This is a genomic window from Ruegeria sp. SAZD013, from assembly GCF_059612525.1.
Window position 1 is genome coordinate 16,027 of record NZ_JBXWQT010000031.1, and the last position, 25,491, is coordinate 41,517.

Sequence of the window (25,491 nt, forward strand, 5' to 3'; positions counted from 1 at the left end):
TTCCCTTTAGACTTAAATCAATGAAGAATACGATCACAAGATCGTAACGCCACCAACGGGAGATACCTATGAGCGTTTTTTGGAAAGCCGCGGCGGCTGCCGTGTTGGGGCTTGTATTGTCAGGTTCCGCACAGGCGCAATCTGCGCTGAACGAGATTCTGGATTCCGGCGTGCTCAAGGTTGGCACCACAGGTGACTGGAACCCTATGACACTGCGCGACCCGGCAACCAACAGCTACAAAGGGTACGACATCGACATCATGAATGCACTGGCCGCCGATCTTGGGGTTGAGGTAGAATTTGTCCCCACCGACTGGAAAACACTGGTGAATGGTGTGGTCGCGGGCAAGTACCACCTGACCGGGTCGGCATCGATTTCACCACCGCGCATGAAAGTTGCGGGTTTTTCAGACAGCTATATCTCGGTGGAACTCTTCCCCTACACCACCAAGGACAAGGTCGAAAAATTCGACGGATATGACTCGATCAATCAACCCGGAGTTAAGGTCGCGACGACTTTGGGCACCACGTTTGAAAAACGGGTCCGCGAGTGGTTCCCTAACGCCGAGATCAAGGTGGTCGAGGCCCCAGCCCGCGGTTTTCAGGAAGTTATCGCCGGTCGTGCTGATGTGTTCATCACGTCGAACATCGAAGGATCGACACTAGAGGAGAAGTTTCCAGTAGAGCGCGTGAAAAACGCCGGCCCCCGGTCACCTTCGCCGATTGCAATGATCCTGCCACAAGGCGACCAGATCTGGATAAATTATGTAAACAACTGGATCGAAGTGAAAAAAGCGGAAGGCTTCTTTGAAGCAAACCGCGAGAAATGGGGGCTCTGACGCCTTCAAGGACGTGCGGATTTTCTAACGCCCGGTCCTAAGGCCCGGGCGTTTTCGCTGGCCATCTGGTTTTTCAGAAAAGAGGATGCAGACACGCGACCTGATGAATTTCATCATCCAGTTCAGGCAATGTTTGCCTGCACTGTTCAGTCGCGAGCCAGCATCGTTGCGCAAATGCGCACCCTTTCGGGATGTTCATGGGTGACGGCAACTCGCCTTCCAGCTTGATCCGCTCTTTCCGGGCATCCGGGTCGGCACGGGGCGTCGTGGAGAGCAACGCCTTGGAGTACGGATGTCGGGGAGCAGCGAACAGCTTCTCTTTCGGACCTTTTTCGACCGCGCGCCCCAGATACATGACAATCACGTCGTCGGCGAAATGCCGGACAACCGACAAGTCATGTGAAATGAACAGGTAGGCCAAGTTCAGCCGTTCCTGAAGATCGACCAGCAAGTTCAGGATCTGCGATTGAATCGACACATCCAGTGCCGAGACAGGTTCATCCAGAACCAGCACCTTTGGGTCCAGCATAAGCGCCCGCGCAATGGCGATCCGCTGGCGCTGCCCACCCGAGAACATATGCGGATAGCGGTCATAATGTTCCGGGCGCAGGCCCACCATCTCGATCATCTTGCGTGCCTGCATTTCACGGTCGGCGGCCGTCATCTGAGGCCGGTTGATGATCAGCGGTTCCTGCAGGATCTGGCCGATGCGCTGACGCGGATTCAACGAGCTATAGGGATCCTGAAAGACGATCTGCACCGTCTCTCGCATCTTGCTCCATTGCGAAGGGGTAATTTCGACCCCGTTTATCGTCAGGCTGCCCGAGGTTGGTTCTTCGATCATTGTGATCAGTCTGGCCAGCGTAGACTTGCCACAGCCTGACTCTCCGACAATGGCCAATGTTTTTCCCGGTTGCAGGTCGAAATCCACCCCCGACAGCGCCTTTACGGTTGCGGGTTTGGACAGCAACCCGCCTTTGACCGTGTAAAACCGGGCCAGGGCGTTGGCCTGAACGATAGGTGTGGTCATACCAGCTCTCCGGCGGCAATCTTTTCAACATGGTGACAGCGCGCCTTGCCAAATGCCTCGGCATGAGGGGTCGGCGGGGTCTGAGCGCAGGTCGCATCGGCAAAGCGGCACCGTGGGCTGAAAAGGCATCCTTTTGGCCGGTCGAATTGCCCAGGTACAACACCTGGAATCGTCGGCAGAATCTTGGACGTTGCCCGCTCCGGCAAAGCACTTAGCAGGGCCGTGGTATAGGGATGACGCGGCGTTCGAAACAAATCCCTGACAGGCTGTTCTTCAACCTTTTGCCCGGCATATTGCACCTGAACCCGCTCGGCGGTTTCCGCCACGACACCCATGTCATGGGTGATCAGAACCAGACCCATGCCATGCTCATTACGCAACCGGATCAACAGATCCAGAATCTGCGCCTGAATGGTCACGTCCAGCGCCGTGGTCGGTTCATCGGCGATCAGCAGCTTGGGGTTGCAGGCAATGGCCATCGCGATCACAACCCGTTGGTTCATGCCCCCTGACATTTGATGCGGAAAGGAATTCAGGCGGCTTTCAGGCGCGGGAATGCCAACCTGATCGAACAATTCGACCGCACGCTCGTGACGCTCTTTTCGGTTCAGGCCAAGGTGGATGCGCAATGCCTCTTTGATCTGAAACCCGACAGTAAAACAGGGGTTCAGCGAGGACATCGGTTCCTGAAAGATCATCGCCATGTCCTTACCAATGATCTTGCGCCGTTCGCGGGCCGAGATACCGGACAGGTCACGGCCCTCAAAGCTCATCTCATCGGCGGTGATCGTGGCGGTCCAGGGCAGCAAGCCCATCAGTGCCAGCATCGACACGGACTTGCCCGAACCGCTTTCGCCGACGATGGCCAGCAATTCGCCTTTGTCGACCGACAGGTCAACACCGTCCACGGCGCGGAAACTACCCGAAGATGTGGCGAACTCGACAGTCAGATTACGGATCTGCAAAAGGCTCATGCGATCAGCTCCGTTTCAGTTTCGGGTCCAGCGCATCCCGCAACCCGTCACCCATCAGATTGATGGCAAGCACGGTGACCAGAATCGCGAGACCGGGGAAGGTTACAACCCACCATGCGCGCAGGATGAACTCGCGCGCTTCAGCCAGCATGGTGCCCCATTCTGGTGTGGGGGGCTGCGCGCCCATGCCCAGAAACCCAAGGGCCGCCGCGTCCAGAATGGCAGTCGAAAAAGACAGGGCCGCCTGAACGATGATTGGCGCCAGACAGTTGGGCAATACCGTGATGAACATCAGCCGCGACTTGCCAGCACCGGCCACACGAGCCGAGGTCACATAGTCTTTCTGCCGTTCCGCCAGAACCGACGCGCGGGTCAGGCGCACGTAATGCGGTTGAAACACGATGGCGATAGCAATCATCGCATTGGTCAGTGATGGGCCCAGAATGGCGACCAGAACAAGGGCGAGCAGCAGAGACGGGAAAGCCAGGACGATGTCCATCACCCGCATAATCAACGTATCAACCCATTTGGGCGCAAAACCCGACAGAAGGCCGACCATTACGCCGCCCGTTACGGCAACACAGACCACAACGATCCCCACAAAGAAGGAATAGCGTGAACCCATGATCAGCCGCGACAGCATATCCCTGCCCAATGGATCGGTGCCCAACGGGAAGGCCCAGCTTCCGCCTTCCTGCCAGGCAGGGGGTTGCAGGATATGGTCCCGGAACTGTTCGGTCGGATCATAGGGGGCCAACAAAGGGGCAAAGGCCGCACAGAACACAAAGGCGGCAAAAACCCACAACCCGATCACGGCACCGCGGTTTTCGCTGAAATAGTACCAGAACTCTCGCAGTGCGCTGGGACGATTTTCGGCCATTGGTTGGTTCGACGAAAGCTCGGTCATCATCGTCTCCGGATTTTGGGGTTGATGATGCCGTACAAAACATCGACCAGCAGGTTCACCAGCATCACGATCACCGCGATCATCAGCAAACCCCCTTGCACCACCGGGTAATCCCTGCGGAAAATACTGTCGACCATCCACTTGCCGATGCCCGGCCAGCTGAAGATGGTTTCAGTAAGAATTGCCCCCGCCAGCAACGTACCAACCGACAACCCGATCACCGTGACAACCGGTATCAGCGCGTTACGTAGCGCATGCAGCCCGTTTACCCGGGTCGGCGACAACCCTTTGGCACGTGCGGTGCGGATGTAATCCTCGCCCAGAACCTCCAGCATCGCCGACCGGGTCTGACGCGCGATCACTGCCAGCGGAATAGTACCCAGCACAATCGTCGGAAGGATCAGATGACGAACGGCCGACCCGAATGCGCCTTCCTGCCCGGACAAAAGACTGTCGATCAGCATAAAGCCAGTGACACTTGGGAAGTAATAAAGCAGGTCGATCCGGCCGGACACCGGTGTCCAGCCAAGATTGCCCGAAAACACGATGATCAGCAGCAGCGCCCACCAGAAGATGGGCATCGAATATCCGACCAATGCCGAAGACATCAGTGCCCTGTCAAAAAACTTCCCCCGGTTTACCGCCGCAATCACACCGGCAGGCAGACCCAATGCGATGGCGAAGATCATGGCGCAGAGCGAAAGTTCCATTGTCGCGGGGAACAGCGAAAAGAACTCCTCCCAGACCGGTTTTTTTGTGACAAAGCTTTCGCCGAGATCGCCCTGCAAAACTCCGGCAAGGTATTCCCAGTATTGCTGCAACACCGGTTTGTCGAAACCCAGCTTTTCTACCATTTCCTGGTAGCGTTCTTCAGTCATGCCGCGCTCGCCGGCCATGACGATGATCGGATCACCCGGTAGCACCCGGATAAACATGAATGAAATCAACGTCACGCCCAGAAAGGTCGGGACGAACAGGCCAATGCGGGTGAGTAAGTAACCAAACATCAGCGACCTATGATTGTAAGCTCTTTGGGGAAATGGGTCAGCGACCGGCAGCCATCCTCAGTGACAAGCACATCATCTTCGATGCGAACGCCAAAACTTTCGAGCGCATACAGACCTGGTTCATTCGTCCAGACCATACCCGGCAGGATTTTCTGATGATTCCCACGCATGATATAAGGTGCCTCATGCACATCCCGACCCAACCCGTGACCCGTTTTGGTGCGAATACGATCCGCAAATGGCGAGGCCTCGAGCACGCTTATGACCGCATCGTCTATGTCATGGGCCGCTACACCAGGGCGGCAGGCTTCGAACCCGGCTTTGTTGGCGCGCAGAACGGTGTCGTAGACTTCCCTGCCCTCGTCCGACACGTCCTGAACAAAGAAGGTTCGCGTAATGTCGGCGGCGAAACCATCTTTGCGGGCACCGAAATCGAACAGTAACGCGTCGCCTGCCCTGATCTGGTAGTCGTTGCGCGCTTTCCCATGCGGCCGTGCCGAATTGTCGCCAGCCGCTACGATGGGTGAAAACGCCAGTGACTCGGCCCCTTCTGCAAACAGCGCCTGTATCAGGGCTTGCTCGATCTGTTTTTCGGTCTGGCCGACACGCACATCTGCAATCACACGACCCAGAGCACGTTCCGAGATATCGATGGCCGCCTGCATCGCAGCAATGTCTTCATCGGTCTTGATTATGCGCAGGCCCGAGATTTCGCGTTCACCGTCGACGATCCGTAAGCCCGGCAAAGCACGGGTGAACGCCGCAGAGACGAAAACCCGCATCACCTGACCTTCCACCGCAAGCGAGCGGATCGGCATTTGTGCGGCCAATGCGGTAAACGCATCGTCATAACCGGTCTGATCGCGCCAATCGAAAACAGCGCCCTCGAATCCGACAAGATCCCATGAGGCCAGTTCCAGATTGGGCACAATCGCTGCGGCCTGTCCCTCAGGCGGGACAACAACCACGAAGGGCCGTTCGTGGCTCATGAAAGCTTTTCCCAAAGCGCGGGTGAAATTCGGGCCAGGTACAAGAGCAACAGCGTCGACTGACATGTCCCGTGCCAGTTGACGATATTCGGACAGATCCGGCATTCAGGCCGACCTCCTCAATAAGAAAGCCGGAGCCGCCAAACAGGCGGCTCCGGTGAGTGAGTGGTGGCTTACTCGACGCTCACACCATAGAAGATGTGGCCGCCCAGCGGGTGCACTTTGTAACCTTGCACCTTGTTGCTCATCGGCATGAATACAACCGAGTGAGCAATGGTTGCCCATGGGGCCTGCTCTTTAAACACGACCTGCGCTTCTTCATACAGTTTGGTCCGCTCGGCCTGATCGGTGCTTTGCTTGGCTTTCAGGATCAGATCCTCGAACGGCTGGTGGCACCATTGCGCGCGGTTCGATGCTTCGACACCGTCACAGCCCAGCAGAACGGCCAGGAAGTTGTCCGGATCGCCGTTATCCCCGGTCCAGCCCAGCAGAACAGCACCGTCGCGGTTCAGTTCTTTCGAGCGTGACAGGTATTCGCCCCATTCGTACGAAACGATTTCGACGCCCACACCAACCTTGGCAAAATCGGCCTGAATCAGCTCGGCCATGCGGCGGGCATTGGGGTTATAGGGGCGCTGAACCGGCATCGCCCAGACCTTCATCGACAGGTCCGAGACGCCTTCGGCCTCAAGCATGGCCTTGGCCGCTTCGGGATCATAGGCATCGTCCACAATAGCGTCGTTATAGCCCCACATGGTTGGCGGGATCGGGTTCTTGGCAGCCTGGCCCGAGCCCTGGAAAACCACGTCGATGATCGCCTGCTTGTCGATCGCCATGTTCAACGCCTTGCGAACCTTGGGGTTGTCGAACGGCGCCATCGTGGTGTTGTAGGCAAGATACCCGACGTTCAGCCCTTCCTGCTCCATCATGTTGATGTCTGCATCATCCTTCATCGCCTGAATGTCAGCCGGGTTCGGGTAAGGCATCACATGGCACTCGCCAGCTTTCAGCTTCTGGTAGCGAACAGACGCGTCCGGCGTAATGGCAAAGATCAGGTTTTCGACCTGCGCCGGTTCCTTCCAATAATCGCCATTGGCGGCATAGCGGATCACCGCGTCTTTCTGATAGGCCACGAACGAGAAAGGCCCGGTCCCGATGGGCGCGGTATTCAGTTTCTCAGGCGTGCCGGCAGCCATCATGGCATCGCCATATTCGGCTGACATGATCGATGCAAAATCCATCGCCATATTCGCAACAAAAGGCGCCTCTGGCTTGGACAGGGTGAACTTCACCGTGTAGTCATCAATCTTTTCGATAGAAGAGACCAGATCCGGCATCCCCATACCCTGGAAGTATTCCCACGTGCCGCCAGACACTTGGTTATAGGGGTGGTTCTCGTCCTTTTGGCGCATGAACGAGAAGATTACGTCATCGGCGTTGAAATCGCGGGTCGGGGTGAATTCATCATTCGAATGGAATTTGACACCCTGGCGCAGCTTGAAGGTGTATTCCAGGCCATCATCACTGGCCTCGACACTTTCAGCCAGACCGGGGATCACGTTGGTTGTACCGGTTTCGAATTCCAGCAACCGGTTATAAATAGGATGCGACGAGGCATCAAAGGTTGTTCCTGCGGTAAACAGTGCAGGGTCGAACCCCTCGGGTGAACCTTCGGAACAATACACCAGGGTATTTGCCTGTGCCACGGCACCCGACAGGGCTATTGCCGTGGTTGCGGCCAGAAGATTGAGTTTCATGATTTTCTCCCAGAAATGGACTTGGCAAGACAATCGCATGGCTCTTTGTCGTCAGAGCGTTCAGTGACAATACAGGTCGTTGCGATATCCCTGACAAATGTATCCAAAATACAAAACCTGTTGTCAACCGGCTCTGTCACTGACTTTCGTGAATGATGCCCCGTTGAAAGGGTGTGTCATGAACCTGAAAGCGCCCTGCCCCTAGGAAATCGCGAAGGGCGACACTAACATTTCACAGGTTCCGGCAGTTTGGCCACAGATATCGACTCTCGTTGACCCAAAGTCATTTTGGTAAGAATGGATAGCTATCTCTGACCGGTAGCTGAGGAAGTATCCTTGCGCATATCGCGAATGCAATCGTAACCCAGCCAGAATAAGACTGTCAGTGTGACCAGAAATACGTAAGGAAGCAGCGAGATATGCATAACCAACACGCCATAGAACATGGCGGCGTATGCGGCGATTTGGACTATCACCAACACACCCCACGCACCCATTCCCCAAAGATTGCGCGCATTCCCCTGACCGGTCGAGTTGCGCAGGCTCTGACACTCTGCCTCGTTCACCACGGGGGACGCGGCACACGTTGAATTGAGAGTGCCGTTGGTGTCGAGCGCGCTGGATCGACATGCATCGAAACAAGGGGCCGCCTCTCGACAGGCGGGCGCAGTGTGTAACATTGGTTGAGTCCTTGGACATCTGGGGTTTGGCAGCGAGCCTTCACTGTGCCTCAGGACAACTACCTCCCGCACCATGCCACCCACGAAATCAGGCGCCACCGTTGCCATCTTGCAATCATATCCAGCGGAGAAATGCCGATCCTCGCTCTGGCGCAGCATAAAACCGCACACATAGCCGAGAGACCCGTGAATACCGCGATCAGATGAGGTCTGAAGAGCTATTCGTGACCCTCGGTGACTCATGGCTTTTGGCGCGGTTCCGGATGCGCGCTATCCGCTGAACTGGGACCTTCGCGTGCATCCAGCGCTCCATTCTACGGCGTCCTTCGATGCTGAGTGCGGCTACTTTGTTCCCATACCGGGATCGCCCCATCAGATAATCCATTGGTTTCTAAAAGGAGTCGCGGTTCAGGTATCGCTCACAAGTTCATTTGTGTACAAATTGGTAAGATTGCGCTCAAGTACATGTCAGATTCAGCCTCCGAGGATGCCATGCCAATTGAACACGCCCCTTTCAGCCAAGCGGAATATGACCGCAGGATCGCCAAGACCCGAAGCGCTATGGAAAAAGCGGGGCTAGAGCTACTGTTTGTCACCGACCCTTCGAACCAGGCTTGGCTGACTGGCTATGATGGTTGGTCCTTTTATGTGCATCAGGGCGTATTGCTCGGCATGGAAGGTGAGCCGATTTGGTGGGGACGCCAGATGGATGCATTGGGTGGGTTGCGCACTTGCTGGATGTCCAAGGACAACATTCGCGGCTATGCAGACCACTACGTCCAATCAACCATACGCCATCCCATGCAGGATCTGGCGGGCCACATTCGCGCGCTCGGGCTGGGTACAACCCGCATCGGCGTTGAGATGGAGAACTATTACTATTCCGCAAAGGCACACGAGGTTTTGGGCACGGAATTGCCCGAAGCGACGCTGGTGGATGCGACGGCACTGGTAAACTGGCAGCGTCTAATCAAGTCGGAAGAAGAAATTGTCTTTATTCGCAAGGCGGCCCGGATTTCGGAAAAAGTAATCCAAACGGCCATTGATCGCGCTGCAGTGGGAGTGCGCAAGAACGACCTTGTCGCAGATATCTTTCATGCCGGGATTACCGGGGTTGAGGATGATTGGGGGGATTACCCAGCCATTGTCCCTTTGACACCCTCAGGGCTGGATGCCACAGCCGCGCACCTGACATGGAATGGCGCACCGATGAAGAAGGGTGAAGCAACATTTTTCGAACTGTCAGGCTGCTATCGGCGCTACCACGCTCCGCTTTGCCGCACGGTTTATCTTGGCACTCCGCCGCCGGAAATGCGGGACGCGGAACACGCACAGATCGAAGGGATAGCTGCGGGTCTAGAGGCTGCCCGGGCTGGCAATCGGACCAGCGACATTGCAAACGCTTTTCTTAAGGTTCTTGCCCGTCACGGAATCGAACGGGAGGGGCGCATGGGATACCCTATCGGTTTGAGCTATCCGCCAGATTGGGGCGAACGGACAGCGTCGATCCGCGCCGAAGACGAGACCATTCTGCAACCGGGCATGGTTTTCCATTTCATGCCTGCGTTGTGGATGGACAGCTGGGGCCTTGAGACCACGGAAACCATTCTTATCACTGAAAACGGCCCCGCCGAAGCCCTATGCAATATCGAGCGAAAGCTCTTTGTGAAAGACTAAGCCTTGAGCACCCTCGAAGACGCCAAGACCCTGCTGGGCGAACTGATCAGCTTCCCCACGGTTTCGTCAGACAGTAACCTGGACATGATCAAGCACCTCGCGGACCGGTTGAGCGATTGCGGTGCAGAGGTGGAAATATGGCATGACGAAACCGGCACCAAAGCCAATCTTTTTGCCTCATTGGGCCCCAAGCGCGACGGTGGTATCGTCCTATCAGGCCATTCCGATGTGGTGCCTGTTACGGATCAGGACTGGTCCTCGGACCCATTCGTGATGGAGGAGCGGGACGGCAAGTGGTTTGGTCGCGGCACCTGCGATATGAAAGGGTTTATCGCGGCGGCAGTCGTCATGGCCCCGTATTACGCAAAGCTGGATCTTCAGCGCCCATTGCATTTCGCCTTTACATATGATGAAGAAATCGGCTGTTTTGGCGCGCAGGCTTTGGCCAAGACCCTGCGGAAGAAAGCGATCAAACCCGCTGTGGTCATCATTGGCGAGCCCACCTCGATGCGCATCATCGAGGGCCATAAGGGCTGCTATGAATATACAGCGCATTTTACCGGGTTCGAAGGCCATGGCTCGGCCCCCGAGCGCGGTGTAAACGCCGTCGAATACGCGGTGCAATACGTCTCGAAACTGTTGACGCTGAAGGCTGATTTGCAAAGGAGAGCACCGGCAAACAGCCCGTTCGACCCACCATGGACGACAATAAATACCGGTACGTTGGTGGGCGGGGTGGCCCATAATGTGATCCCCGGTAAGGCGCGGGTCGATTGGGAGATGCGACCAGTGCAAAAGGCGGATGCGGATTACGTCAAAGACGAACTGCACCGGTTTTGCGCGCAAACCCTGATCCCGGCAATGCAGGCTATTCACCCCGATGCTGGTATCAAGACCGAAATTATCGGTGAGGTCGACGGGCTAGAACCAATGGACGACAACGAGGCGCGTGACCTTGTGATGGAACTGACAGGGGCAAACGGAGCCGACGTTGTACCCTTCGGTACCGAGGCCGGGATATTCCAGCAGTTGGGGATGAACGTCGTTGTTTGCGGTCCCGGATCAATCGATCAGGCGCATAAACCGGATGAATACGTCTCGGTCGAACAGATGGCCCAGTGCCTTGATATGCTTCGGCGGTTATCTTCGAAGCTGGAGTAGATGATGACCTTGGTCCGCGCGGTATCGATATTCTGGTTGGGTGCACCGGTCTGTTCGTGCTGTTCTGGGCGGGTGGCTACAGTTTTGCCAAGATGGGGCTGCCCTATGTGGAACCGATGACCATGCTTGCGATCCGTTATGGTCTGGCTGTTCTGTGTCTTCTGCCGCTGCTGGCGGTGTTCCGCCCTGCCCTGCCGCGTGATCACTCGAAATGACCCGGTACCGGCTAGCACAGTGCAATACTCATTCTTTTTTGTCGTGATATTTCCCATCACCATGACCAGCGAAACGATAGAAACCACCTGAACCGAGATCACAACCGTCAGGAAAGCGCATTCACATAGCTTTTGATCGTCGACCGGCATCCGTGCTGCCAGATCCGTGGCAACCAGCGTGTGAAGGATTCTGCAAACTGGGCTTCACGGCCAGTACTTCCGTACAGGTTTGCTACCTCAAGCCACTTTTCGGGCCGTCCCCTGGCGGCAAGGGCCGCACTCTGCAAATCGCTCCAGATGGGATCATTGGGCGCAATCTCTGATCCATCCTCACGCAGACCGGCGCACATCCGGCACCAGAAAGCTTCAACCAGTGCCAGCCCAGTGACAGATGTACCCGAGGCCAGAGCATCGCGAATGGACGGAAGCAGGAAACCGGGGTGGCGTGCAGACCCATCAAAGGCCACGCGTCGCGTGGTATCGTGAATAGCTGTATTCGAAAATCTGCGTTTAACCAGATCCAGATACTGTTCCGGTGTCATCCTAGGAACCGCACTGGCATGAGGAAGAATTTCTTCGGTCTGGACTTTCAGGAAGAATGCCGAAATTTCCCGGTCGTTCATGCAGTCCGAGATTGTGGGGATGTTCAGAACCTCGCCCACATTCGCCAGAATCTGGTGCCCGCCGTTCAGAATACGCAGTTTCAGTGTTTCATATGCGTGTACGTCCTTGGTGATCGTAACGCCGACATTCTCCAACATTGGCCGCCCGGCGCAGAAATCATCCTCAATCACCCATTGGCGGAAATTCTCGTGTGACACCGGAACGCAGTCTTCAATTCCTAGGGCTCGAGCCTGCGACCGAACTTGATCAGAGGTGGCGGGAACAATGCAATCCACCATTGAATTCGGAAACGCCCCGTTCTGATCGATCCAATCCGCAAGATCAGGGTCCGTCCGGCGCGCCAGTTCAACAACACAGTTGCGCAAGATAGTACCGTTGCCCTGAAGGTTGTCACAACTTAATGCCGTAAAGGGCAGATGCCCGGCGGCACGGCGATTGCCAAGTGCCGCCACAATGGCACCAAAGACCGTGCGAGGCTGTTGCGGGTTTTGCACGTCGTGTCGAATATCATCGTGATCCACGTCGAAAACACCCGACTTGGCATCCAGAAAATAGCCACCTTCCGTTACGGTAAGGGACACGATCCGAATGGCGGGATCGGACATTTTCCGGATCAGAGGCGCATTTTCGGGTTCAATGGGCAGATAGTCCATCAACGGACCGATGACTTCGGCCGAAACACCGGACGGGTCAAGCTCGATCAAAGTTGTCAGACAGTCCTGCCCAATCAGCTTTTCGCGCATGTCCGCGTCATAAGCCCGAACGCCCGCCCCGATGATCGCCCAGTCCAGGGCCTGCCCTTTTTGCATCAGCCTGTGGATGTACCACGCCTGATGCGCACGGTGAAAATTCCCAAGCCCAATATGAACAATTCCAGGGGTCAGGTCTTCACGCCGGTATCCGGGTATTTTGACATCCGCAGGAAGCGATCCGAGGCGTTCGAGGCACAGCTCTACCGGTGTTATGTCCGCCAAAGGGGTCATCAGCTCATCCAGTTTCCGCCATCGACATTGTAAGTCTGGGCCACGATGTATTCCGCTTCATCAGACGCCAAAAACACCGCCATCCCGGTTAAATCCTCGGCCCGTCCCATACGGCCGAACGGTACCGCTGATGCAACTTCACGCTTCTTCTGCCCCGGTTTTTTATTTTCGTACTTCGCAAAGAAGGCGTCGACGCCGTCCCAATGCTCTCCATCAACAACACCGGGTGAGATCGCATTCACATTTATCCCGTGAGCGATCAGATTGAGCCCCGCTGACTGCGTCAAAGATATTACGGCAGCCTTGCTGGCGCAGTAAACGGCGACCAAAGGTTCGCCACGCCGACCAGCCTGTGAGGCCAGATTTATGATCCGGCCTTTGACATTGGCGTCGATCATGTGCCGCGCAACGGTCTGCATTGTAAACAAGGTGCCCGAAACATTGATATCAAAAACGCGCTGGTAATCGGAGCGGTCGATTTCGATGATTGGCGCTGCTGAGAAAACGGCAGCATTGTTGATCAGAATGTCAATCTGGCCGAACTGATCCACTGCGCGCGCAACAGCAATGTCGATGCTGTCCTGATCAACAACATTCATTTCGACCGCCATTGCAGCGTCACCGATTTCCGAGGCTGCGGATTGCGCCCGCGCGAAATCTATGTCGGCAATGGCCACACGCGCACCTTCGGCGACGTAAGCTTTTGCGAAGGCCAGCCCGATTCCACGCGCAGCACCAGTGATAAGCGCGGTTTTTCCGTCCAGTCGCTTCATTCGATCCGCAGCCCTTGCGCGTCAAAACGATGAAGCACGTCGGCACGTGGTGTCAGGTAGATGCGGTCGCCATGCCTAAATCCAACCTCTCCGTCTGCTCGCACCGTGATTGTTTCCGCCAGACCGGTTTCATGTATGTGGAAAAACGTATCTGATCCAAGATGCTCGGACACGCCTACAACACCGCTCCAGGTTCCGTCGCTCTCGGACACAGCAATATGTTCGGGGCGGATGCCGATTGTATGTGCGCCGTGTTTTGCAGCTTCTTCGCCTTCGATAAAGTTCATCCTGGGCGAACCGATGAACCCGGCGACAAAAAGGTTTCGTGGCGTACGATACAGGTCCAGCGGGCTTCCGACCTGCTCGATCACACCAGCCTGAAGCACGACGATCTTGTCGGCCATCGTCATTGCTTCAACCTGATCATGGGTCACATAGATCATGGTGGTCGCCAGCCGTTCGTGCAACTCGCTGATCTCCAACCGCATGCCAACGCGCAGCGCAGCGTCCAGGTTGGACAGCGGCTCATCGAACAAGAACGCTGCGGGTTCACGGACAATGGCACGCCCGATAGCAACGCGCTGACGCTGGCCACCGGACAGCTGGCCGGGGCGGCGATCCAGATAGTCGGTCAGGTTCAGAACCTGCGCGGCCCCTTTCACACGTTTGTCGATTTCGGCCTGATCCAGTTTTGCCATGCGCAAGGGAAAGGCGATGTTCTTGCGAACGGACATGTGCGGATACAAGGCATAGGACTGGAACACCATCGCCAGACCGCGTTTTGCGGGTGGTACGTTTGTCGCGTCGGCCCCGTCAATGTCGATGGAACCTGACGTGATGTCCTCCAACCCCGCAATCAGACGCAGCAAAGTGGACTTGCCGCAACCCGATGGCCCGACGAACACCGTGAACTCTCCGTCTTCGATGGTCAGATCCAGTGGCGGGATAACCTGTACGTCGCCAAAGCTTTTGGTCACGGACCTGAGTTGAATACGTCCCATGATAAGTTTTCCTTATTTCACAGCGCCAAAAGTCAGGCCGCGGACAAGTTGTTTCTGGCTAAACCAGCCAAGGATCAGGATCGGTGCAATCGCCATTGTCGAAGCCGCGCTGAGCTTGGCAAAGAACAGGCCCTCGGGGCTGGAATAGCTGGCGATAAATGCGGTCAGCGGGGCCGCGTCAACGGCTGTCAGGTTGAGGGTCCAGAACGCCTCGTTCCAGGCAAGAATGAAGTTCAGCAAAACAGTCGAAGCGATGCCCGGAACAGCCATGGGTGTCAGGATGTGCAGGATTTCCTCTTTCAGTGTCGCCCCGTCCATCCGTGCGGCTTCAAGGATTTCACCGGGAATTTCACGGAAGTAGGTGTAGAGCATCCAGACGATGATCGGCAAGTTGATCAGCATCAACACGACGACCAATCCACCTCGTGTATCAAGCAGCCCCAGACGGATGAACAGCAGGTAGATCGGGTAAAGGACACCGACTGCCGGCAACATCTTGGTAGAGAGCATCCAAAGCAGAATGTCCTTTGTACGTTTCGAAGGAACAAACGCCATTGCCCATGCTGCCGGTACGGCAATGATCACACCCAACAGGGTTGACCCACCTGCAATGATGACCGAGTTCCAAAGGAAACGCATGTAATTCGAGCGTTCCTGTACGACAGCATAGTTCTCAAGCGTCCAGTCAAAGTTCAGGAACAGTGGCGGGCTCGCAATGGCCTGCGCTTCGGTTTTGAAGCTGGTCAGGATCGTCCAGAGGATCGGGAAAAAGATCAGCAGACCGACGGCCCAAGCCAGGGCTGTGTTCACCGACTTGCGTTGGATTGTGACGGTGCGGGCCATGGTTTTATCTCCTCACGCGTCCAGGTTCTTGCCGACAATGCGCATCAGGAAGACCGCAACGATATTGGCGAGAATGATTGCATAGACACCTCCGGCTGATCCGAGACCGATATTCTGGCTTTCCAAAACGCGCTGGAAGATCAGGTAGGTGAGTGTACGGGTGCCGAACGCGCCACCTGTGGTGACGAAAATCTCGGCAAAGATCGAAAGCAGAAAGATTGTCTGGATCAGGATTACGATTGTGATTGCACGGCTAAGGTGCGGCAGAATGATGTGGTAGAACCGCTTGAGCGGCGGAGCGCCGTCCATTTCAGCAGCTTCCAGTTGCTCACTGTCCAGCGACTGGATTGCGGTCAAAAGGATCAGTGTCGCAAATGGCAGCCATTGCCACGACACGATCATGACAATTGAGGTCATTGAAGCTTCGGACAACCACGAGACCGGTTCAGCCCCAAAAAAGCGCCACAGATGGGCCAGCAACCCGTTGACCGGGTCCATGAACATGTTTTTCCAGACCAGAGCCGAAACGGTCGGCATAACGAAGAATGGCGCAATGACAAGGATGCGCACCACCCCCTGGCCCCACATCGGTTGATCTAAAAGCATCGCCAGCAGGATGCCCAGAATGACCGTAATCGCCAACACGCCGAGAACAATGACAAGCGTTGCCTGAACGGCGGGCCAGAACGAACTGGACGAAACAAATCGGATATAGTTGTCGAAACCCACCCATCCGAGATCACCGCCCCGCAGGGGAAGATACTTCTTGAAGGAAAAATACAGGGTCATCGTCAGCGGCACGAGCATCCAGCCAAGCAGCAGCACCACTGCGGGTGCCATCATCAGGCGTGCTACTGATCTGGAATGTTGAGTTGCCATTGCGCAAGACCTCTCTGTTCAGGCGTAAGACAGCCTGCGAGAAAAACACGAATTGTGGAAGTGGGAGCAGGGGACAGAAGATCTGCCCCCCGCTGGGAAGGTTGCCTCAGTACCCTGCGGCTTCCATCTCTTCTGCTGTGAAGGCCTGCGCTTTGGCAAGCGCCTCATCCACTGTTTGCTGCCCGGCATAAACGGCCGAGAATTCCTGACTTACCTGTGTGGCAATCCCTGCAAATTCCGGAATGGCCACGAATTGGACACCGGTATAGGGCGTCGGCTGCACACAGCAATTCTGCGGGTCAGCCTTCAGGATCGATTCCAGGGTCATTTTTGCGAATGGGACTGCCTTGTAGTTGTCATTCTCATAAAGCGAGGTCCGCGCGCCCGGAGGCACATTGGCCCACCCTTCGTTTTCAGCCACCAACTCGATGTAGTCTTTCGAGGTTGCCCATTCGATGAACTGCTTGGCCGCATCTTCCCGCTGAGTTCCCGCCGGGATCGCCAGCGCCCAAGCCCAAAGCCAATTGGCGTGCTTGTCGACGCCTTCAGAATTTGGTGCAAGTGCGAAGCCAACTTTGTCAGCTACGGTTGAGTCTTCCGGATTTGTCACAAAAGACGCGGCAACGGTGGCGTCAATCCACATGCCGCACTTTCCTTGCTGGAACAAAGACAGGTTCTCGTTGAAACCGTTAGTGGCATAGCCAGCCGGGCCGGATTCACTCATCATGTCGACGAAGAACGTCAGCGCCTCTTTCCACTCAGGCTGATCGAACTGGGGCTTCCAGTTTTCATCAAACCAGCGCGCACCGAAGGAATTGCCGGTTACGGTGATAAAGGCACCACCTTCACCCCAGCCCGCCTTACCGCGCAGGCAGATGCCGTTGATGTCGTTGTCGCGATCAGTCATGGCAGCCGCAGCTTCACGGATGAATTGCCATGTTGGTGCTTCTGGCATTTCCAGACCGGCCTTTTCCATCAGGTCGGTGCGGTACATGATCATCGAGCTTTCGCCATAAAAAGGCGCAGCATAAAGCGTGCCATCATGGCTCAACCCGCCTGCCATCGCAGGCAGCAGATCACCAACATCATATTCATCGGACAAACCGTCCAGCGGTACCAGCCAGCCGTTCGCACCCCAGATCGGGGTTTCGTACATGCCGATGGTCATGATGTCGAACTGACCGCCTTTGGTGGTGATGTCGGTCGTGACGCGCTGACGCAAAACGTTTTCTTCCAACGTCACCCATTCGACATCAATGCCTGTCGCATTGGTGAAGTTGTCTGTGTAGCCCTGCATCCGGATCATGTCACCATTATTGACGGTCGCGATCGTGATGGTTTCCGCTTGGGCTGCTGCCGTAACGACGAAAGTCAACGCAGTCGCCGCACGAAGTGCGTTCTTCAAATACATCCCTGTCCTCCCTGAGCTTGGATGCTGTACAGAGACCCTAGTTTATAAATTGTCGCGGCGTCAATATAAACTTTACGCGCGTTAAATTTTAGTTCATGCAGATTCCCTCAAGACAAGCCGTGCTGGAAACAGAGTTTCCGTCCGATCGTCAAATTTTCCCCCGCTTTCAATGAGTTCAAACAAGGTATCCACACTGCGCCCAGCCACGTTGTCATAATCATGCGCAGCTGTTGTCAGCGATGGACAAGTAAATCTTGCAAAGGGGTGGTCGTCATTTGATGCGACGCGGAGTGAGCAATCTTCCTTTCGCCCAACCCGAATCCCCTGCTCATAACAGGCTGCCAGAAATCCGATCGCAAGACGGTCATTGCTGCACAAAACCGAGTTCGTCCTGAGAGCGCCTTTCTCCAACACTCTCAAAGCACCTTGATGCCCAATCTCTTCAAACGCCCAGCCTTCGCCATCAATTTTAATGACATCGGGCTCGAACCCCAGACGTTCCATAACCTCTATATATGCCTTGCGTCGCTTGTTGGCGTTTGGGTTTGCTGGCGTGCGCATTTCAAAGAAAGACGGAGGTTCACCCGTCCGGGTCATGTATTCCACGGTTTGGGACACAAAACTGAAATTGTCCGATCCAATAAATGCGGCGCCCAACCCTTCAAGGTTGCTGTCAAACAGAACAGTAGGCACCTCGGCGCAAAACTTCTCGATGTAAGCGCGGTCTGAGGCACGCCCTAATGGGGCAAACAGCACTCCCGCCGGTTTCAGAGAGCGCAAACTATCGAGAATTTCATTCTCCAGCTTCTGTTCACCATGCGAGCTGAAAAGAGATGGACGATACCCGGCAGCAATACAGCTCTGCTCAAGGTATCTGGCCATCTCGGCAAAAAATGGATCGGCTAGATAGGGAACAACGATGCCGATATTCTTGGTCAGCTTTCGGTTCTGGTTCACCGCATAGATGTTGGGGCGGTAATCGAACTTTTCCAAAGCTTCTTCGATACGCGCCCGCGTAGAGGAACGAACGCTTTCCGGGTCGTGGAAATATTTGGAAACCGTTGGCCGAGAAATCCCGCTGAGGGCCGCAAACTCCTCCATATTTCTTATTTTTGCCATACCTACCCGCTTACGGAATTCTTTTGCTTTGACCTTACATTTTCTTTACGCGCGGCAATAAATCAATAGGCTGCCGTATCCGCGCGAACGGTAAGACGCGTGACGCCAACGCCGAACAGCCGAAAACCTCCTGATCAAGTCGCGGCGTTTTGGACTTGAGCCCAATATATCGACCCCCAGCGCAACCACCTTGGTCGTCAGGTCTGTTCAGGCTCATTTTGCTTCCCGGCAGTACCTTCTGCGACGTCCTTGTAGTCGTCATGAATGCCGTAAGAAGCGAAACCGGATAGCGTTTCAGAAATCTGTTCATCGGTCAGGATTACCGGACCGAGGGCCAAGGAAAGGTAATATTGCCGGGCAATGGTTTCCAGCTCAACCGCGCGCCACATGGCCTTGTCCAGGTCCTCACCCATGGCAATGGACCCATGATTGCCAAGCAAACAGGCGGTTCGGTCTTGCAGCGCTTCGATCGCCAGCTCCGACAGCTCGGGCGTTCCAAAGCGCGCATAGGGTGCGCAGCGAACATTAGTACCACCGAAGGCCGCGACCATGTAATGCGCTGCCGGGATCTCTTTGTGTGCAATCGCCAGCGCCGTGCAATAGGTCGGATGTGCATGGACAACAGCGCCCATATCGGGGCGGGTCTTGAGGATGTCGAAGTGGAACCGCCATTCGGTCGAAGGTTTGAGCGGGCCATCCCAACTCCCATAGTCTCCATCAAATGGCCTTGAGACGATCATCTCGGGGGTCAGCTTGTCATATGGCGTCGCCGAAGGTGTGATCAGCATCCGGTTCTCGTATCGGGCCGAGATATTGCCGGATGTTCCCTGGCTAAGACCACTGGAATTCAGAAAAAGGCATTTCTCGATAATCGCCTCACGGATTCTGCGTTCCTTGTCATCCATCTTGTGCTCCTGTCCTCGCGCCACCCCGGCAGAATGGACCAGCCTTAGTTATCAGAGGTCGCACCATCAGGCGACAAGCCCAACCTCGCAATTGCATTGTCCAAAGCCAACCCGAAAACCTGCGCCTGAGGTGACAGAACCTGGTCAGGCCGACGCATCAGCCCAACGGGCCCGCGTGTGATCGACGTATCAAACGGCAGCGCTACAAGGTGGCCATCGCTGATTTCATTGGCGACCACCCCTGCCGAGATAATCCAGATCGCATCGGTCTGTCGGGTATACACCCGTCCGAAAGCACCCGAGACAGTTTCCAGACGATCTTCGATTTCACCAATCCCATGCGCGATCATGAGGCGATCCACCAAGGGCCGGATTGCCGATCCTTCAGGTGGATAAAGCACTTGCCACTCGGTAATCCGCCTGAGATCGGGGGCTTTCAGCAGCGGGTGATCCGCGTGCACGACGAAGACGACCTTCTCCTCGTAAAGCTGGGTAAAGGAAATGCCCTGCATGGTTTCAGGGCGACCCAAACGCCCGATAACAAGCTCCAGGTCGCCCAGACGAAGACGCTCCATCAAATGGCCATGTGGACCGTCGAAAACGCTCAGTCGGGCATTGCCCGCAAGTTCGGAAAACTCGGTGGCAACGGCTGGCATCAAACGGGCCGCAACCGAAGGCAGCACCCCGACCCGAAGACTGGCCCTGCCGCGCGCTTCGATCTGCTCTACACCAGAAAAGCCCTGCTGCAAAGCGGCCAGCGACATTTCGGCGAAATGCAGAAACACTTCGCCCTGCCGCGTCAGAGAAACACCGGACCGGTTACGGGACAACAGCACAGTGCCCAGAATATCCTCAAGCTCCTTAAGCGTCTTGGATATCGCCGGTTGCGTGAGAAACAGCTTCTCTGCCGCAACTTTCAGGCTTTTCTCGCGACATATCTCAATAAAACATTGAATATGCCTAACTTTGATGCGGCGATCTATCATAACTTTCCAATTATAGCAACTAAGTCCAAGCAGAACTCATTTTACATATCGAGAAATGACGTTCAATTATTAGACACGCGAAATCAGGAGAGCCAACATGCGCGTTCAGGTCGCGATCATCGGCGGTGGACCTTCAGGTCTTTTGCTCAGCCAGTTGTTGCACCGCAACGGCATAGACACCATCGTGTTAGAGCGCAAAACCAGGGAATATGTTCTGGGTCGCATTCGCGCTGGCATTCTGGAAACCGGTTTTGTGGAGCTGATGCGCGAAGCCGGTGTAGCAGATCGGATGGACAAGGAGTGTTTTGTCCATGACGGCACAGTGATCTCGTATGGCGATATCGAATTCGGCATCAACTTTAAAGAGCTGACGGGCAAACATGTGGTTGTTTACGGACAAACGGAAGTAACCCGCGACCTGTATGATGTACGCGATGCGATGGGCGGCAAGATTGCTTTTAACGTCGATGATCTTCAGATTCATGGGGCTGACAGCGATGCACCTTATGTGACGTATCAAGCGGATGGGACCGGACACCGGATTGATTGCGATTTTGTCGCCGGGTGCGACGGGTTTCATGGGGTGTCGCGTCAAACCATCCCGCTGACCGTGCGCCGGGAATATGAAAAGGTCTATCCGTTTGGCTGGCTGGGCGTTTTGTCCGAAACTCCCCCGGTCCATGACGAACTGATCTATGCCGGGTCGGAACGCGGTTTTGCGCTTTGTTCCATGCGCAATGAGAACCTCAGCCGTTACTACATTCAATGCTCGCTGTCTGACAGTGCCGATGACTGGACTGATCAAGCCTTCTGGCAGGAGCTGAAACGCAGGATTCCCGCGCAATATGCTGAGACACTGATCACCGGGCCATCTGTCGAAAAATCAATTGCGGCGCTGCGGTCTTTCGTGACTGAACCAATGCGCTGGGGCCGTTTGTTCCTGTGTGGTGATGCCGCGCATATCGTGCCCCCCACCGGGGCCAAGGGGCTTAACACGGCGGCAAGCGACATCCACTATCTGCACAACGCCCTGCTGCAATTCTATAAAAACCACGACAGCGAAGGCATCGACCGCTATTCCGAAAAAGCGTTGGCCCGAATTTGGAAAGCCGAGCGGTTCAGTTGGTCCACGACCAACCTGTTGCACCGTTTTCCGGAACAGAACGGCTTTGACCTGAAAATACAGAAGGCTGACATTGATTTCCTGCGCGAAAACAAAGAGGCCCAATCGGTGTTTGCACAAAACTACGTCGGGCTGCCCTACTGATGCAGATTGCGGCGCTGAATAACATTCACCTGCATTGGCGTGAGGATGGCGATCCAGATGGCACGCCTGTGGTGTTTGCCAACTCGCTGGGAACTGACCTGCGCCTTTGGGACAAAGTTTTGCCCTTGCTGCCCAAGGGGCTGCGCCTGATCCGGTTCGATCTGCGTGGTCACGGCCTGTCGGAATGCCCTCAGGCACTTTACAGCTTGGCTGAGCTGACAGATGACGCCGAGGCGTTGCTTGAACATATCGGGGTTCGCGACACGGTGTTTGTCGGCCTGTCGATTGGCGGCATGATCGGTCAGGCGCTGGCTTCGCGCCGACCAGACCTGATCCGCGCCCTTGTTCTTTCCAACACCGCCGCAAAAATGGGGACGGCCCAGATGTGGCGTGACCGGATGGGCGCAATCCGATCGTCCGGCATCGAGTCTGTGGCTGACGCAATTCTGGACCGTTGGTTTGCAGCGGGTTTCAGGGCAACCGATAACGTGCTGCTTTGGCGCAACATGCTGGTGCGTACCCCTGTTTCTGGGTACCTGGGATGCTGCAACGCGATTTCAAATGTTGATCTTGAATCCATGACCTGGGCGCTGCGATTGCCAGTTCTGGCCATCGCCGGATCAGATGACCGCGCCTGCCCGCCCGAACTGGTCCGGCAGACCTGTGCTATGATCCCCGGGGCGCGCTATGCCGAAATACCCAACACCGGGCACCTGCCATGCGTGGAAGCCCCCGCCACCTATGCTGAACACTTGTCCGCATTCCTGATGGAGAACCGCAATGAGTGACAAATACGCGTCCGGTATGCGAGTGCGGCGCAGAATTCTGGGCGATGCCCATGTGGATCGTGCCGAAGCCGCCAAATCTGATCTGGACGGTCCATTTCAGACGCTTATCACCGAAGGCGCGTGGGGCACTGTCTGGGCTTCGGACGGGATCAGCGACCGTGAGAGATCCATGCTGACGCTGGCTTTGCTGGCTGCGTTGGGCAATTTCGAAGAAATCCCGATGCATATCCGCGCCACAGCCCGTACCGGCGCCAGCAAGCAGGATGTACTTGAAGCGTTTCAGCACGTCGCGATTTACGCGGGCGTACCACGCGCCAATCAGGCCCTCAGGCTGGCAAAACAAACGTATGACGAAATGGAACAGGACTGAATGGGAAACGCGCAGAAACCCCAGTTAGACAAAAAGGAAGTGTGATCCGACAATGTTGAAACAAGGTGAATTCTACCAGCGTGACCGCGAGTGGCACCCACCTGCACTGACGCCCGACTACAAGACCAGCGTGACCCGTTCACCGCAATATTCGCTGATCTCGCTGCAAAACTCGATCAGTGAGGTCACCGGCCCGGTTTTTGGCCACAACGATGTTGATCCTCTGGATAAGGACCTGATCTCGAACTATGCGCAGCCCGGTGAAAGCCCGATTGGCGAGCGAATTATTCTGCACGGCAGGGTGCAGGATGAAAACGGACGTCCGGTGCCAAACACGTTGGTGGAAATCTGGCAGGCGAATGCGGGTGGGCGCTATCGCCACAAGAAGGATACCTACCTGGCACCGATCGATCCCAATTTCGGTGGTTGTGGCCGCACCCTGACAGATGAAAACGGGTATTATTTCTTCCGCACCGTAAAACCCGGTGCCTACCCCTGGCGCAATTGGGTGAACAGCTGGCGTCCCGCCCATATCCACATGTCGATATTCGGAACAGGTTTTGCACAGCGCCTGATCACACAATGCTATTTCGAAGGTGACCCGCTGATCAACAGGTGTCCGATCGTGAAAACTATTCCTGATGCCGATGCGATCAGCCGCCTGATTTCGCGGCTCGATATGAATTCAACGATCCCTCTGGATACCATCGCCTATAAATTTGACGTGGTCTTGCGCGGTCGGCGCTCGACCCTGTTTGAAAACCGTCTGGAGGGGAACTGAAGATGCAACAGCTGGATTATCTAAAGGAAACCCCCTCGCAAACAGCCGGGCCTTACGTCCATATCGGTCTGGCGCCTGGGGCTGCCGGATTTGAGATCTACAGGCAGGAACTGGGCTGGGATATAGCCGGACCAAATGCCGAAGGTGAGCGTATTCGGGTCGAAGGACTGGTCGTGGACGGGGCAGGATCGCCCATCAAGGATGTCTTGCTTGAGGCTTGGCAGGCAAATGCCAGGGGCGTCTATGCCCATCCTGAGGGCGGCTGCGATGTCGAAGACGGCTTTCGCGGCTGGGGACGCGTCATCACCAATTTTGAAACCGGCGAATGGGCGTTCGACACAGTCAAACCCGGCCCGACACCGGGACGAAACGTGGACCAGCAAGCGCCTCACATAAACCTTTGGGTTGTAGCCCGGGGCATCAATGTCGGTCTGAATACGCGTATCTATTTCGAGGATGAGGAAGAGGCCAACAGCAAGGACCCGGTCCTTAATCTCATCGAATGGGAACGCCGCCGCGCAACGCTGCTGGCCAAACGCACCAATCGGGACGGTCAAGTTGTCTATCGCTTCGATATCAAGATACAAGGCGAAGATGAGACCGTCTTTTTTGATATCTGATTACTTGGTGTTGCCTTCCCAAGGCGGCACTCATTTCAGGAAGTCACCATGACCAAACCTTGCATCATCTGCGTGGCCATCACCGGTTCCCTGCCTACCAAAAACAACAACCCCGCGGTGCCGATCTCGGTTGCGGAACAGGTCGAAAGCACGCAAGAGGCGTTCGAGGCCGGGGCCAGCATTGTCCACGCCCATGTTCGCAACGATGATCAGACGCCCAGCAGCGACCCCGACAAATTCGCTCTCCTGAAAGAGGGTTTGCAAAAACACTGTCCCGGAATGATCATCCAGTTTTCCACTGGTGGGCGGTCAGGCGCCGGTCAGGCCAGGGGCGGAATGCTGCCCCTGGCCCCTGACATGGCGTCGCTGTCTGTCGGGTCGAACAACTTTCCCACCCGGGTGTACGAAAATCCACCCGACCTGGTGGACTGGCTGTCAGCCGAAATGCAAAAATACAAAGTCACACCCGAGATCGAGGCGTTTGACCTGTCCCACATCCTGCAAGCGATCAGATTGCACAAGGAAGGCAAGCTGTATGGCAAGCTGTATGTTCAATTTGTCATGGGTGTCAAAAACGCGATGCCGGTCGACAGGGCCGTGTTCGACTTTTACGTGAAATCCATGCAGGATCGCGCACCGGATGCCGAATGGTGTGCCGCCGGGATCGGTCCAAACCAGATTGTGGTAAATGAATGGGCCGTTGCTGCGGGCGGGCACACGCGGACAGGTTTGGAAGACAATGTCCGGCTGAACCGAAACACGCTTGCGCCTTCGAATGCTGCGCTGGTCAATCGCGTGACCGAGTTATGCGCAAAGCACGAACGTCCGGTCGCCACCTGGCAACAGGCCCGCGAGATTTTGGCTCTTTGAGCGCAGGGAGTAATGGCGCCATGACGATTGATATC

At 55.7% G+C, this 25,491-nt stretch carries 26 protein-coding genes; 10 read left to right on the plus strand and 16 right to left on the minus strand.

Features of this window, described 5'->3' with window-relative positions:
- Window positions 1–68: 68 nt before the first annotated feature.
- A complete protein-coding gene (locus AC2FLU_RS16480) occupies window positions 69–839 on the plus strand; it encodes a transporter substrate-binding domain-containing protein (protein WP_496716051.1) in 771 nt (256 codons plus the stop codon).
- Window positions 840–912: 73 nt separating this feature from the next.
- Here AC2FLU_RS16480 and AC2FLU_RS16485 read toward each other — a convergent pair whose 3' ends face one another.
- The 7 genes from AC2FLU_RS16485 to AC2FLU_RS16515 form a co-directional block, all read right to left on the minus strand.
- Window positions 913–1,869: a dipeptide ABC transporter ATP-binding protein gene (locus AC2FLU_RS16485; RefSeq protein ID WP_480555655.1), complete on the minus strand. Its 957-nt coding sequence runs from the start codon at window positions 1,867–1,869 to the stop codon at window positions 913–915.
- Entirely contained in the window at window positions 1,866–2,843 is a 978-nt protein-coding gene (locus AC2FLU_RS16490) for an ABC transporter ATP-binding protein (RefSeq protein ID WP_480555657.1), read from the minus strand. Before AC2FLU_RS16490 ends, AC2FLU_RS16485 begins: the two co-directional genes overlap by 4 nt.
- 4 nt (window positions 2,844–2,847) lie before the next feature.
- Window positions 2,848–3,750 (minus strand): ABC transporter permease subunit, encoded by a 903-nt coding sequence (locus AC2FLU_RS16495; protein WP_480488831.1) that lies wholly within the window; start codon window positions 3,748–3,750, stop codon window positions 2,848–2,850.
- On the minus strand, window positions 3,750–4,757 hold the full coding sequence (locus AC2FLU_RS16500; RefSeq protein WP_480477613.1) for an ABC transporter permease subunit: 1,008 nt from the start codon (window positions 4,755–4,757) through the stop codon (window positions 3,750–3,752). Before AC2FLU_RS16500 ends, AC2FLU_RS16495 begins: the two co-directional genes overlap by 1 nt.
- Entirely contained in the window at window positions 4,757–5,851 is a 1,095-nt protein-coding gene (locus tag AC2FLU_RS16505; RefSeq protein ID WP_480520840.1) for a M24 family metallopeptidase, read from the minus strand. The genes AC2FLU_RS16500 and AC2FLU_RS16505 overlap by 1 nt, the downstream gene beginning before the upstream one ends.
- A gap of 68 nt (window positions 5,852–5,919) precedes the next feature.
- A complete protein-coding gene (locus AC2FLU_RS16510) occupies window positions 5,920–7,503 on the minus strand; it encodes an ABC transporter substrate-binding protein (protein ID WP_496716054.1) in 1,584 nt (527 codons plus the stop codon).
- A gap of 305 nt (window positions 7,504–7,808) precedes the next feature.
- Window positions 7,809–8,183 (minus strand): hypothetical protein, encoded by a 375-nt coding sequence (locus AC2FLU_RS16515; RefSeq protein WP_496716055.1) that lies wholly within the window; start codon window positions 8,181–8,183, stop codon window positions 7,809–7,811.
- Between the two features lie 492 nt (window positions 8,184–8,675).
- Here AC2FLU_RS16515 and AC2FLU_RS16520 point away from each other — a divergent pair, with 492 nt between their 5' ends.
- The 3 genes from AC2FLU_RS16520 to AC2FLU_RS16530 are packed head-to-tail and all read left to right on the plus strand — an operon-like array spanning window position 8,676 to window position 11,236.
- On the plus strand, window positions 8,676–9,860 hold the full coding sequence (locus AC2FLU_RS16520) for a M24 family metallopeptidase (RefSeq protein ID WP_496812052.1): 1,185 nt from the start codon (window positions 8,676–8,678) through the stop codon (window positions 9,858–9,860).
- Between the two features lie 3 nt (window positions 9,861–9,863).
- Entirely contained in the window at window positions 9,864–11,021 is a 1,158-nt protein-coding gene (gene argE / locus AC2FLU_RS16525; protein WP_496808879.1) for an acetylornithine deacetylase, read from the plus strand.
- Between the two features lie 56 nt (window positions 11,022–11,077).
- Window positions 11,078–11,236 (plus strand): EamA family transporter, encoded by a 159-nt coding sequence (locus AC2FLU_RS16530; protein WP_480477623.1) that lies wholly within the window; start codon window positions 11,078–11,080, stop codon window positions 11,234–11,236.
- Between the two features lie 107 nt (window positions 11,237–11,343).
- On the opposite strand, the gene AC2FLU_RS16535 is transcribed toward AC2FLU_RS16530, so the two are convergent.
- The 9 genes from AC2FLU_RS16535 to pcaQ form a co-directional block, all read right to left on the minus strand.
- The gene (locus tag AC2FLU_RS16535; protein WP_496808878.1) at window positions 11,344–12,843 is read right to left on the minus strand and encodes a mannitol dehydrogenase family protein; all 1,500 of its coding nucleotides are present in this window, start codon (window positions 12,841–12,843) and stop codon (window positions 11,344–11,346) included.
- Window positions 12,843–13,616 carry an L-iditol 2-dehydrogenase gene (locus tag AC2FLU_RS16540; protein WP_480520850.1) on the minus strand — a complete coding sequence of 258 codons (774 nt, stop codon included), beginning with the start codon at window positions 13,614–13,616 and terminating at the stop codon, window positions 12,843–12,845. Before AC2FLU_RS16540 ends, AC2FLU_RS16535 begins: the two co-directional genes overlap by 1 nt.
- Window positions 13,613–14,617, minus strand: a complete 1,005-nt coding sequence (locus AC2FLU_RS16545) for an ABC transporter ATP-binding protein (RefSeq protein WP_480607256.1) — start codon at window positions 14,615–14,617, stop codon at window positions 13,613–13,615. Before AC2FLU_RS16545 ends, AC2FLU_RS16540 begins: the two co-directional genes overlap by 4 nt.
- 12 nt (window positions 14,618–14,629) lie before the next feature.
- Window positions 14,630–15,460, minus strand: coding sequence for a carbohydrate ABC transporter permease (locus tag AC2FLU_RS16550; RefSeq protein ID WP_480520854.1), 831 nt, complete (start codon window positions 15,458–15,460; stop codon window positions 14,630–14,632).
- 12 nt (window positions 15,461–15,472) lie between these two features.
- Complete coding sequence (locus tag AC2FLU_RS16555; RefSeq protein ID WP_480477633.1) at window positions 15,473–16,339, minus strand: carbohydrate ABC transporter permease; 867 nt, start codon at window positions 16,337–16,339, stop codon at window positions 15,473–15,475.
- 106 nt (window positions 16,340–16,445) lie between these two features.
- Window positions 16,446–17,750 (minus strand): ABC transporter substrate-binding protein, encoded by a 1,305-nt coding sequence (locus AC2FLU_RS16560; RefSeq protein ID WP_480477635.1) that lies wholly within the window; start codon window positions 17,748–17,750, stop codon window positions 16,446–16,448.
- 93 nt (window positions 17,751–17,843) lie between these two features.
- The gene (locus AC2FLU_RS16565; RefSeq protein ID WP_480560444.1) at window positions 17,844–18,869 is read right to left on the minus strand and encodes a LacI family DNA-binding transcriptional regulator; all 1,026 of its coding nucleotides are present in this window, start codon (window positions 18,867–18,869) and stop codon (window positions 17,844–17,846) included.
- 197 nt (window positions 18,870–19,066) lie between these two features.
- The gene (locus AC2FLU_RS16570) at window positions 19,067–19,774 is read right to left on the minus strand and encodes a class II aldolase/adducin family protein (protein ID WP_496808877.1); all 708 of its coding nucleotides are present in this window, start codon (window positions 19,772–19,774) and stop codon (window positions 19,067–19,069) included.
- A 44-nt stretch (window positions 19,775–19,818) separates the two neighbouring features.
- Window positions 19,819–20,760: a pca operon transcription factor PcaQ gene (gene pcaQ / locus AC2FLU_RS16575; protein WP_480520862.1), complete on the minus strand. Its 942-nt coding sequence runs from the start codon at window positions 20,758–20,760 to the stop codon at window positions 19,819–19,821.
- A gap of 97 nt (window positions 20,761–20,857) precedes the next feature.
- Here pcaQ and pobA point away from each other — a divergent pair, with 97 nt between their 5' ends.
- Genes pobA through AC2FLU_RS16605 form a run of 6 tightly spaced genes read left to right on the plus strand, consistent with a single transcriptional unit; the run spans window position 20,858 to window position 25,456 of the window.
- Entirely contained in the window at window positions 20,858–22,027 is a 1,170-nt protein-coding gene (pobA, locus tag AC2FLU_RS16580) for a 4-hydroxybenzoate 3-monooxygenase (RefSeq protein WP_496715842.1), read from the plus strand.
- Window positions 22,027–22,815: a 3-oxoadipate enol-lactonase gene (gene pcaD / locus AC2FLU_RS16585; protein WP_496808876.1), complete on the plus strand. Its 789-nt coding sequence runs from the start codon at window positions 22,027–22,029 to the stop codon at window positions 22,813–22,815. The genes pobA and pcaD overlap by 1 nt, the downstream gene beginning before the upstream one ends.
- Complete coding sequence (gene pcaC / locus AC2FLU_RS16590; protein ID WP_480477645.1) at window positions 22,808–23,185, plus strand: 4-carboxymuconolactone decarboxylase; 378 nt, start codon at window positions 22,808–22,810, stop codon at window positions 23,183–23,185. Before pcaD ends, pcaC begins: the two co-directional genes overlap by 8 nt.
- A gap of 52 nt (window positions 23,186–23,237) precedes the next feature.
- Window positions 23,238–23,966, plus strand: coding sequence for a protocatechuate 3,4-dioxygenase subunit beta (gene pcaH, locus AC2FLU_RS16595; RefSeq protein WP_480555681.1), 729 nt, complete (start codon window positions 23,238–23,240; stop codon window positions 23,964–23,966).
- A 2-nt stretch (window positions 23,967–23,968) separates the two neighbouring features.
- Entirely contained in the window at window positions 23,969–24,586 is a 618-nt protein-coding gene (pcaG, locus tag AC2FLU_RS16600) for a protocatechuate 3,4-dioxygenase subunit alpha (protein WP_496715840.1), read from the plus strand.
- 48 nt (window positions 24,587–24,634) lie between these two features.
- Window positions 24,635–25,456, plus strand: coding sequence for a 3-oxoadipate:acetyl-CoA acetyltransferase (locus AC2FLU_RS16605; protein ID WP_496715839.1), 822 nt, complete (start codon window positions 24,635–24,637; stop codon window positions 25,454–25,456).
- Window positions 25,457–25,491: the final 35 nt, after the last annotated feature.